Source organism: Streptomyces albicerus (genome assembly GCF_008905045.1).
Classification (GTDB): Bacteria; Actinomycetota; Actinomycetes; order Streptomycetales; family Streptomycetaceae; genus Streptomyces; species Streptomyces albicerus.
This window is the reverse complement of the sequence record NZ_VWMY01000013.1, coordinates 187,166-197,479: the sequence shown is the minus strand read 5'-3', so window position 1 is coordinate 197,479 and position 10,314 is coordinate 187,166. Positions and strand designations below refer to the sequence as shown.

Below are 10,314 nucleotides of genomic sequence, written 5' to 3'. Positions count from 1 at the left end.
TGACGTGTATAGGTTGGCGGGGGATTTGGGGCGGGCGATTCCGTTGTTCGAGCGGACGTTGGAGGTGCGTGTGCGGCTGTTGGGTGAGCGGCACCCGGACACGCTGATCTCCCGGAACAACCTTGCCGGCGCGTATGTGGCGGCGGAGGATTTGGGGCGGGCGATCCCGTTGTACGAGCGGGCGCTGGCCGACTGCCTCCGGGTGCTGGGTGAGGACCACCCGACGACGAGGATCGTCCGCGGGAATCTGTCCTTTATGCGTGCGCAAGAACCATGACCTACAACCCAACCACCCCCAGCACAGCCCGCAACCGCCCCGCCCCCACATAAGGCGCCGTAACCGTCGGCTCGCTGTACCACTGCAACGGCCACGTGTTCCCGTCCAGCGCCGGAATCCCGATGTACGTGACTGTCCGGCTCCCGGCCCCGCCGAACCGCTGCACGCCCATCGGCCACGAGCACGCTCTCGCCGCCCCCGGTGCCAGCAGGAAGTACATCCACCGGAACCCGACCGCCTCGCAGACGACGGGCCCCGCGTCACCGTCCGCCGCCTCGATGAGGTTTGCGGCGACCTGTTCGCCACGCACCCCCTGGATGCGGACCGCGTCGAAGTGGACGCCGGAGACGCGGAGTTGGTGGCCGGCGAGGGGGACCCAGGTGGGGCGGTAGTGGGGGAGTGCGTTCGTCATGGTCACACGGTGGCGGTCGGGCGGCTACGCTCGGTAGTGACCGAGGGGATACACGCCGGGGTGTATCAGTCGGAGGTGGCCGCAGTGTCAGTTCAGTACAACGCCTCTTCACCGTCGCCGATCAACTGGCGTTACAGCGGTAACCAGATGAAGCGGTGGCGTATCAAGGCGAACGTCAGCCGTGAGGAGTTGGGTGCCGCCGCCAGCTACTCTCCGGACACCATCAAGTCCATGGAGCAGGGCGTGCGCATGCCGACGCCGCGTGTGCTCGATGCGGCGGACGAGTTGTGCCGGGCGGAGGGGTTGCTGAGCGCCGCGAAGGATTACCTGCAGAGGGAGAAGTTCCCGGCTCGGGCTCAGGACTTCATGGTGTTCGAGCAGCAGGCGATCAGTCGCTGGTCGTATGAAGTGGCGCTGATCTCTGGGCTGTTGCAGACGGAGCCGCACGCGCGGGCGCTGATCGGCAACCACTGTCCGCCCCTCGAAGAGGAGACGGTCGAGGAGCGAGTTGCGGCGCGGATGGAGCGCCAGGAACTGCTCACGCGCAAGCCTCCGGTGGCTTTGAGTTTCGTGCTGTACGAGGCGGTGTTGCGCGGCCCGCTGGTCGACAAGGAGCAACTGCTCCATCTGCTGGCTGCGGGGAGCCGCAACAACGTCACGATCCAGGTGCTGCCTTTCGCGCGGTCGATCCCGGCTGCTCTCATGGGGCCGATGGTGCTGATGGAGACCCGTGGCCGCGAGCGCTACGCGCTGTCGGAGGGACAGTCGGTGAGCCAGTTCACCTCTGATGCTGAAGTGGTCTGGAAGCACACCGAGCGGCTTAGCATGATCCGTGCGGTGGCCCTCGGCCCTGTTGAGTCGGTCACCTTCATCGAGCGGATGATGGAGGACCTGTGAGCGAGCAGCTGAAGTGGTTCAAGTCCAGCTACAGCGACTCTGAAGGTTCCGACTGCGTCGAGGTCGCCCTCACTCCCACCACCACCCACATACGCGACACCAAACTCACCCCCACCAGCCCGGAGTTGGCGTTCCCCGCCCCCGCCTGGTCCGCCTTCATCTCCGCAGTTCAGCCCGGAGCTTGAGCCCCGGGACCCGAGCTCTTCCCATGGGTTCTGGGTTTTGGTTTTGATGGCGGGAACTACCCAACCAACCAAGTCTGTACGTGAGTTGAGGGCGCGTAACTCGTAAGGGTGACGTTCCGTGATCAGCTTGCTTCGGAACGTAAAGTCACTCTAGGTTCGCGGCAAAAGATCGGCCTCGGTCCGGTGCGGGAACACCGGAGTCCGAGGCCTAGACCTACGGATCGAATGAGGCTCGATCGTGGCTTACTCACAGCCTAGCCCTGCCCTGCCGCGCCCCACCCACCCCATGGCCAAAACGGGTTACGGAAAACGCGCCGTGGGTGACGAATCCCCGCACGCGGACGCGGACTTCGCGCATCTGTGCCCCCGGGACGCCGAATTCGCCGTCTTCATCGACCATCTCGACGACGGCCACGCCATGGGCCACAAGGTGATCGCGGCCGAGCACCCCCGCTACGGCCAGCAGGCATCCCGTACGTCCCTCAGGAGCCTCACCGAGTTCGGCCACCTGCGCTGGATCAAGGAACACATCACCGTCGAGGACAACTCGATGCGATGGGTCACGCGGACGTACTGGTCGCGTACGCCCAGGTCCGTGGAGTGGTGGACGGAGTTCGCGCGCGAGCGCCACGGCAAGGACGTAACGCAGAACCACCAGCCGGGCCTGGCCCGGACCGAGGCGCCGGCCCCGCAGCCCACTCCTGAAGTCGAACGGGCCGAACAGGCCCAAGAGGCCGAACAACTCGACGCGACGACCCCCGAGCCCAGCACCGCGTACCGCGCACTCGCCGGGCTCCGCGTCGCAGCCCCTCGTATGTCCCTTTCCGAAGCCGAGTGCCGAGCGCTCGAACCCCTCGCCGTCGAGTGGCTGTCACGAGGCGCCACCCCGGCCGACATCGCCCGCGCACTGACCGACGGACTGCCGCCCACCGTCACCAACCCGGGCGGATTCGCCCGTACCCGATTGGAGAGCAAGATGCCCCCGCAGAAGAACGACACCGTCGAGAGCGGCCCCGGTCGTCCCCTCCGCGCCCGCGTGACCCGCGTGATCATGGCGTGCGCCACCTGCGACGCGGACGAGCGGACGGCGAAGATCGTCCGGGGCGTGTGCGAGGACTGTCGCGCGGAGGAGGCGGAGCTGGGGATGACGCCGGAGGACGTCAAGAAGGGCTTCGAGGAGATCGCCTACATGGGGACCAGGTCCGCTCAGATCCTCAAGGGGAAGCTCGAGAGCCGTACCGGCGGGCCCGTGCCCGACACGTTCCGCCCCGTGCCCATCGAGGACCGCGTCCACTACCACTACCGCGACAACCGCGACCGCATCGCGAACGGCCTTCCGCCGAGGCGCTGGAAGCCGTGACGGTCGAGAACGGGCACCTGGCTCTGCGGCTCGACGCGGGCCTTATCGCCCGGCCATGCGGGAGTACGAGGCGGAGCGCGGGCCCATCACCGAAGAGGAACGAGCGGAGGCCAGGGCATGGACCCGCCGGCTTTTCGGGGCCCGCGACGACGAGAGCGACAGCCCATCGAGAGAGGACGGCGGCGTATGAGCGTGCAGGACGTGCCGGTCGGGGCACCATGGAGTCAAGGAGGCGACGCCATGACCCCCATGACCGCAGATCACCGGCCCCAGATGTCCGTCGAGGAATTCGAGGAGCTGGAGCGCCATGCGCCCGAGAGCGTGTGGCTGGAGTTCATCAACGGGAAGGTCGTGGTCAAGCCCATGGCGGACGGCAATCACCGCGAGATCATCGCGTGGCTGCAACGGCTGTGCATGCAATATCGCCCCGACCTTTGGCTGCATGCGGAGAGCGGCCTGAAGACGGAGCGGTATCGCAAGGGGCGGGCCCGTGCGGATGGAGTGCTCGTTCCGGTGGGTGGTCTCAAGGGGCAGGGTGAGTGGTCGGAGGCCGAGGCCGCTCTGCTGGCCGTGGAGGTCACGTCGTACGACTCCGATACCCACCAGCGTGACCGCGTGGAGAAGCCCGACGGCTACGCGGCCGCAGGCATCCCCGTATACCTCCTCATCGACCGTGACGACTGCTCGGTCACCGTCTTCACGGATCCGGAGGACGGTCGCTACCGCCGTCAGGTGAAGGAGCCCTTCGGGGCATCCGTCAAGATCCCGGCCCCTGTCGGCCTGACCCTGGAGACCGAGCAGCTCAAGGAGTTCGTGGACTGAGAAGGGCGTGAGGGTGTGAGGGCTGGTCATAGCCCCCACACCCCCTTCCCCAGAGTCGTGAGCCCGCCGATCAGCGCCAGCAGCAACACCAGCATGCGGGCCTGCTTCTCCGGCACCCGCTCCGCGAGCCCTCTGCCGATCAATCCCCCCACCACCATCCCCGCCCCCGCCAACGCCCAGATCGGCGCGCTCAGTTGGGGCATCCCGTTCGAGGCGACGGAAAACGCGTTCACCACCACCCCGTAGAAGAACGCGTTCGGCACGAACTCCCGTACCGGCCACCCCGCGTTGACCGCGTACAGAGAGACCGGCGGGCCGCCCACCCCCGCGGCCGAGTTCATGAAGCCGCCCGCGGCGCCGGCGGCCAGGGCGCCGCCGGTGCCGCGCAGAGCGGGGACGCGGCTGCCCCGCATGACTACCAGCACGGCCACTGTCACCAGCGCGCCCATGCACACCAGCAGCGTTGGCTCGGGGAGGCGTCGGGCCAGCCAGGTGCCGACCGGCACCGTGCATGCCGCCGCCACGCACAGCGGCACCATGGCGCGCAGCCGTACCTGCCGCCAGCCGCCCGCGAGGCCGACCACGCAGATGGCGCCGGCGGCGCAGTTGGCGAGGACGACGCCCTGCGCCGGGCCGAGCAGCAGCACGAGTGCGGGTACGGCGACGAGGGCGAAGCCCATGCCGGTGAGCCACTGCACGCAGGAACCGAGCAGCACGATCCCGCTCAGCAGCAGGCCGGCTTCCCAGCCACCTGTCATGGCCCCTGCCATGCCTCCTGCCAAGTCGCCTGTCATGGACGGCCCTTCCACTGTCTGCGTCGCGTATCGGAATCATGCCGACGGAGGACACCGGATACATGTCCACCGGGGAAACATGAACCGACGCGATCAGTCGACCCGTCAGGGCTTTTCCTGAATTGGACGAACCTTGGATCTGTGCTGGACATGTGCTGGACAGGGCTTTACCCGTGTGACGAGAGGGTTGGGATCACTCCCCAGGGACTCCTCAGGAACTCACCAGGGAGTAAACCAACCCCCACCGCACAGGAGTTGTGATGAAGCGTCACATACGTACCCGCGCAGCGATCGTCGCCGCCGCCCTCGTGGCCGCCGGATCCGTCACCGTCGGCGTGAGCCAGGCCACCCCCGAGCACAAGACCAAGCATGCCAAGACCTACTCCGCGAAGCCCAGCAAGAAGGAAATCGCCGGCCTCTTCGACCAGTGGAACGCGGCGCTGCAGACCAGAGACCCGGAGAAGGTCGCCGACCTCTACGCCCCCGACGCGGTGCTGCTGCCGACCCTTTCGCCCGAGGTCCGTACCGACCGCGCGGGCATCGTCGACTACATGGAGCACTTCCTGGCGAAGAAGCCGAAGGGCGAGATCGTCAAGTCGGTCGTCAACGTCCTCGACTCCAACTCGGCGATCGACGCCGGTCTGTACGACTTCCACCTCACGGACCCGAAGACCGGTGAGAAGACCACGACCAAGGCCCGCTTCACCTTCGAGTACGAGAAGCGCGGCGGCGAGTGGCTGATCGTCAACCACCACTCCTCGGCGCTGCCCGCCGCAAGCTGAAGCGGACGCACAGCCCTCCACCAGGGGCGTCCCGCAGCGCCACCGCACCGCCGTCATCCGTGACCAGTTGCTTGACGATGGCCAGGCCGAGCCCCGAGCCGGCCCGGCCCGTCAGGCCCTGGCCGCGCCAGAAGCGGTCGAAGGCGCGGGACTGCTCCGCGTCGGACATGCCGGGCCCCTGGTCCAGCACGGACAGCACCACCTCGTCGGCACGGGCCGCCACCCGGACGGTGATCGTGCCGCCGTCCGGGGACACCTCAAGGGCGTTCGACAGCACGTTGTCGAGGACCTGGTCCAGGTTCCCCGGGCTGGCCAGCACGAGCGGCCGGCCGTCGACCTCCTCCTCCAGCGCAATGGTGACGCCTCGTTCGTCGGCGGCAGGCCTCCACACCGAGAAGCGTTCCTCGATCACGTCCAGCAGCGGCAGCGGCTCGGCCGCCGACACCTTCGCCTCCGCGCGCGCGAGCACCAGCAGGCCGTTCACCAGGCGGCTCATCCGTACCACCTCGGAGGTGGCCTGCTCCACGTCCTCCCGTACGAAATCGTCGTCGACCCCGTCCGCGATGTTGTCCAGGGACAGTCGGAGCGCCGTCAGTGGCGTACGCAGCTGATGGGAGGCGTCGGCGACGAAGATCCGCTGCGCGGCGATCAGGCTGTCGAGGCGTTCACCGGCCGAGTTGAGCGTGCGGGCCAACTGCTGGGTCTCGTGCGGGCCCGTGACCGGCGAGCGTGCCGTCAGGTCGCCGTCGCTGAGGCGGGTCGCCATGTGGTTGAGCTGGCGCAGCGGCCGGGTGAGGCGGCGGGCCACGATGGCGCCGAGACCGGCCGCCGCCGCCAGGACGGCGACGGCGAGACCGGCCCGGAAGCCCCAGATGGTCCACAGCCGGGCGGTGAGCGTGTTGGTCGAGTACGTGATCCGTACGGCGCCCACGACCGGGCCCTTGGCCGCGCCGTCCGCCGCCGTGGCCTCGCGGGCGGGGATGGTGATCACCAGGTGGCTTCCCCAGATGAAGTCCGAGCCCCAGTCGGTCGTGTCGCCCCCGCGCTGCAGCGCCTTCGTCAGCGCCGCGTCCTGCTTCGGCCGGGGCAGATCCGGCGCGCAACTCCTGCCGCCGGTGGTGGTCACCTGGACCTCGCCGGGTGTCTGGTCGCCGTACGCGCTGGCCATCTCGTCCAGTGCCTGGCAGGACGCGGAGTTGCCGTTGCCCAGCAGCAGAGCCATGGTTCTGGCCTCGCGCAGGACGGACAGCTTGGTGTCGTCGCGCAGTTGGTCGGTGAGCGTGAACGCCACCGGGACGGTGAACAGCGCGATGGCGATCGCGACGAGCAGGATGTAGCTGCGGATGAGCTGGCGGATCATGAGGTGTCGCTACCGGTTCCGCTGCCAGTGCCAGTGCCAGTGCCAGTGCCAGTGCCGCTGCCGGTGCCGCTGCCGGTGCCGCTACCGGTGTCGCCGCCGTTGACGATCTCCAGGCGGAAGCCGACTCCGCGTACCGCCTCGATCGTGATCGCCCCCGCCAACTTCCGCCGCAGCGCCGCCACATGGACGTCCAGCGTCTTCGTCGGCCCGAACCAGTTCGCGTCCCAGACCGCTTCCATGATCTGTTCGCGCGACATCAGCGCGCCCGGCTCCTCGGTGAGGAAGGCGAGCAGGTCGTACTCCTTGGGCGCCAGGGCGACTTCCTCGCCGTCCAGCCGTACGCGGGCCGCCTTGCGATCGATGGTCAGCCGGGAGCCGTACCGGTCGGGGCCGCTCTCCGCCGCCGTGCGCGGCTGGACGCGCCGCATCACCGCCCTTATACGGGCGATGACCTCACGGACGCCGAAGGGCTTCGAGACGTAGTCGTCGGCGCCGAGTTCCAGGCCGACCACGCGGTCCGTCTCGTCGCTGCGGGCGCTGATCACGATGATCGGCACGTTGCCGCGCTCCCGCAGCGCCTTGCAGACGTCGAGACCGTCGGTGTCGGGCAGCCCGAGATCGAGCAGCACGACGTCGTACGGACTCTCGTGGGCCAGGGCGGCGCCGCCCGTGGCGACCCACGTCACCTCGAAGCCGTATCGCAGCAGCCCACGCCGGAGCGACTGGGCGACCGGCTCGTCGTCTTCCACCAGGAGTACGCGCACAGGCGGAACCTTAGTGCTTGAAAGTTGAGGTGATGGGCCACGGGTGTGACGAGGCGCACTTTCCGAGTGAGGTGGGGGTGGGCAGGGCAGATGCGGTCCTGGAGCGGCCGGATGGCCGGACGACCGGAAGCCGAACCGATTTCGGCCGACGGGGCCGGACGACCGGGGTGATCAAGTCGTGAGCGGGACATCTCACGATGCGGTATCCCCGGGGTGGAATTCGGCCGCTCGTTAGACTGAGCCGACCGCAGTCGTGCGGTACGAGACGGATTGAGCGAGGAGCGCACGTGGGCCTTGTCGTGCAGAAGTACGGAGGCTCCTCCGTAGCCGATGCCGAGGGCATCAAGCGTGTCGCCAAGCGGATCGTCGACGCCAAGAAGAACGGCCATCAGGTCGTTGTCGTGGTGTCGGCGATGGGTGACACGACGGATGAGTTGATCGATCTCGCCGAGCAGGTATCCCCGATCCCTGCCGGGCGTGAGTTCGACATGCTGCTGACCGCCGGAGAGCGGATCTCCATGGCCCTGCTGGCGATGGCGATCAAAAACCTGGGGCATGAAGCCCAGTCGTTCACCGGTAGCCAGGCAGGCGTGATCACCGACTCGGTCCACAACAAAGCGCGGATCATCGATGTCACGCCCGGCCGCATCAGGACGGCGCTCGACGAGGGCAACATCGCGATCGTCGCCGGGTTCCAGGGCGTCAGCCAGGACAAGAAGGACATCACCACGCTGGGGCGCGGCGGGTCCGACACGACCGCCGTCGCGCTGGCCGCCGCCCTCGACGCCGAGGTCTGCGAGATCTACACGGACGTCGACGGTGTGTTCACCGCCGACCCGCGGGTGGTGAAGAAGGCCCGGAAGATCGACTGGATCTCCTCCGAGGACATGCTGGAGCTCGCCGCCTCCGGTTCCAAGGTGCTGCTGCACCGCTGCGTCGAGTACGCACGCCGTTACAACATCCCGATCCACGTCCGCTCGTCCTTCTCCGGACTGCCGGGCACGTGGGTCAGCAACGAGAATCCGCAAGGGGACACTCAGGTGGAGCACGCCATCATCTCCGGAGTCGCCCACGACGTCTCCGAAGCGAAGATCACGGTCGTCGGCGTCCCGGACAAGCCGGGCGAGGCCGCGGTGATCTTCCGCGCCATCGCGGACGCCGAGATCAACATCGACATGATCGTGCAGAACGTGTCCGCGGCCTCCACGGGCCTCACCGACATCTCCTTCACGCTCCCCAAGACCGAGGGCCACAAGGCCATGAACGCTCTGGAGAAGGCGAAGGGCGCGATCGGCTTCGACTCGCTGCGCTACGACGACCAGATCGGCAAGATCTCCCTGGTCGGCGCGGGTATGAAGACCAACCCGGGCGTCACCGCCTCCTTCTTCCAGGCGCTGTCCGACGCGGGCGTCAACATCGAGCTGATCTCGACCTCCGAGATCCGCATCTCGGTGGTGACCCGCCAGGACGACGTCAACGAAGCCGTGCGCGCCGTGCACACCGCCTTCGGGCTCGACTCCGACAGCGACGAGGCCGTCGTCTACGGAGGCACCGGCCGCTGATGGCCAGGACTGTGGGATCCGGGACCGTGCGACCCGGATCCGTAGGGCCGACGCTCGCGGTCGTGGGAGCGACCGGGGCCGTCGGCACGGTCATGCTCCAGATCCTGTCCCAGCACGCGGACATCTGGGGCGAGATCCGCCTGATCGCCTCGCCGCGCTCGGCCGGCCGCAAGCTGGCCGTGCGCGGCGAGGAGGTCGAGGTGGTGGCCCTGACGGAGGAGGCCTTCGACGGGGTCGACGTCGCCATGTTCGACGTACCCGACGAAGTGGCGGAGCGGTGGGCGCCGCTCGCGGCCGCCAAGGGCGCCGTCGTGGTCGACAACTCCGGCGCGTTCCGGATGGACCCCGAGGTGCCGCTGGTGGTGCCGGAGGTCAATCCGCACGCCGCCCGCGTCCGGCCGCGCGGCATCATCTCCAACCCCAACTGCACGACCCTGTCCATGATCGTGGCCCTGGGCGCGCTGCACGCCGAGTTCGGACTGAGCGAGCTGGTGGTGTCCTCGTACCAGGCCGTGAGCGGGGCCGGACGCCGGGGCGTCGACACGTTGCGGCAGCAACTGTCGCTCGTCGCCGGTACGGAACTGGGGACCACCCCCGGTGACGTACGGCGGGCCGTGGGGGACAACACCGGGCCGTTCCCGGAGCCGGTGGCGCTCAACGTGGTGCCGTGGGCCGGGACGCCTCGGGAGGACGGCTGGTCCTCGGAGGAGATGAAGGTGCGGGACGAGTCCCGCAAGATCCTCGGGCTGCCGGACCTGCGCGTCGCCGTCACGTGCGTACGCGTGCCGGTCGTCACCACGCACTCGCTGACCGTCCACGCCCGTTTCCAGGGCGAGGTGACGGTGGACCGGGCGCGGGAGATTCTCGCCACGGCGCCCGGCGTGGTGCTCTTCGACAATCCGGCGGCCGGGGAGTTCCCGACGCCGGCCGACGTGGTGGGCACGGATCCCACGTGGGTGGGGCGCGTGCGGCGGGCGCTCGACGATCCGACGGCCCTCGAGCTGTTCGTGTGCGGGGACAATCTGCGCAAGGGCGCCGCGCTGAACACCGCGCAGATCGCGGAGTTGGTGGCGGCGGAGCTGTGACTCACCCGGAGCTG

12 protein-coding genes are annotated in these 10,314 nt (G+C 68.4%); 8 read left to right on the top strand and 4 right to left on the bottom strand.

Annotated elements, in window-relative coordinates:
• The coding region (locus GAS53_RS13815) for a tetratricopeptide repeat protein (RefSeq protein WP_151477804.1) at positions 1-277 on the top strand (277 nt) is incomplete at its 5' end.
• A gap of 1 nt (position 278) precedes the next feature.
• On the opposite strand, the gene GAS53_RS13810 is transcribed toward GAS53_RS13815, so the two are convergent.
• Positions 279-689, bottom strand: a complete 411-nt coding sequence (locus tag GAS53_RS13810) for a hypothetical protein (RefSeq protein ID WP_404829215.1) — start codon at positions 687-689, stop codon at positions 279-281.
• A gap of 84 nt (positions 690-773) precedes the next feature.
• Here GAS53_RS13810 and GAS53_RS13805 point away from each other — a divergent pair, with 84 nt between their 5' ends.
• The 4 genes from GAS53_RS13805 to GAS53_RS13790 all read left to right on the top strand — a co-directional run bounded on the left by GAS53_RS13805 (position 774) and on the right by GAS53_RS13790 (position 3,953).
• Positions 774-1,586 carry a helix-turn-helix domain-containing protein gene (locus tag GAS53_RS13805; protein ID WP_225858903.1) on the top strand — a complete coding sequence of 271 codons (813 nt, stop codon included), beginning with the start codon at positions 774-776 and terminating at the stop codon, positions 1,584-1,586.
• Positions 1,583-1,771, top strand: coding sequence for a DUF397 domain-containing protein (locus GAS53_RS13800; RefSeq protein ID WP_151477802.1), 189 nt, complete (start codon positions 1,583-1,585; stop codon positions 1,769-1,771). The genes GAS53_RS13805 and GAS53_RS13800 overlap by 4 nt, the downstream gene beginning before the upstream one ends.
• A gap of 316 nt (positions 1,772-2,087) precedes the next feature.
• Complete coding sequence (locus GAS53_RS13795; RefSeq protein ID WP_318722242.1) at positions 2,088-3,131, top strand: hypothetical protein; 1,044 nt, start codon at positions 2,088-2,090, stop codon at positions 3,129-3,131.
• A gap of 240 nt (positions 3,132-3,371) precedes the next feature.
• Positions 3,372-3,953: a Uma2 family endonuclease gene (locus GAS53_RS13790; protein WP_151477800.1), complete on the top strand. Its 582-nt coding sequence runs from the start codon at positions 3,372-3,374 to the stop codon at positions 3,951-3,953.
• 26 nt (positions 3,954-3,979) lie between these two features.
• On the opposite strand, the gene GAS53_RS13785 is transcribed toward GAS53_RS13790, so the two are convergent.
• On the bottom strand, positions 3,980-4,723 hold the full coding sequence (locus tag GAS53_RS13785; protein ID WP_225858902.1) for a sulfite exporter TauE/SafE family protein: 744 nt from the start codon (positions 4,721-4,723) through the stop codon (positions 3,980-3,982).
• 284 nt (positions 4,724-5,007) lie between these two features.
• Between GAS53_RS13785 and GAS53_RS13780 the strand changes: the two genes are divergently transcribed.
• Complete coding sequence (locus GAS53_RS13780; protein WP_151477799.1) at positions 5,008-5,529, top strand: SgcJ/EcaC family oxidoreductase; 522 nt, start codon at positions 5,008-5,010, stop codon at positions 5,527-5,529.
• Here the strand turns inward: GAS53_RS13780 and GAS53_RS13775 are convergent.
• Positions 5,492-6,889, bottom strand: coding sequence for a sensor histidine kinase (locus tag GAS53_RS13775; protein WP_151477798.1), 1,398 nt, complete (start codon positions 6,887-6,889; stop codon positions 5,492-5,494). The genes GAS53_RS13780 and GAS53_RS13775 overlap by 38 nt on opposite strands.
• Positions 6,886-7,653 carry a response regulator transcription factor gene (locus GAS53_RS13770; RefSeq protein ID WP_151477797.1) on the bottom strand — a complete coding sequence of 256 codons (768 nt, stop codon included), beginning with the start codon at positions 7,651-7,653 and terminating at the stop codon, positions 6,886-6,888. Before GAS53_RS13770 ends, GAS53_RS13775 begins: the two co-directional genes overlap by 4 nt.
• A 287-nt stretch (positions 7,654-7,940) precedes the next feature.
• Here GAS53_RS13770 and GAS53_RS13765 point away from each other — a divergent pair, with 287 nt between their 5' ends.
• Positions 7,941-9,215: an aspartate kinase gene (locus tag GAS53_RS13765; RefSeq protein ID WP_151477796.1), complete on the top strand. Its 1,275-nt coding sequence runs from the start codon at positions 7,941-7,943 to the stop codon at positions 9,213-9,215.
• Complete coding sequence (locus GAS53_RS13760) at positions 9,215-10,300, top strand: aspartate-semialdehyde dehydrogenase (RefSeq protein ID WP_151477795.1); 1,086 nt, start codon at positions 9,215-9,217, stop codon at positions 10,298-10,300. Before GAS53_RS13765 ends, GAS53_RS13760 begins: the two co-directional genes overlap by 1 nt.
• Positions 10,301-10,314: the final 14 nt, after the last annotated feature.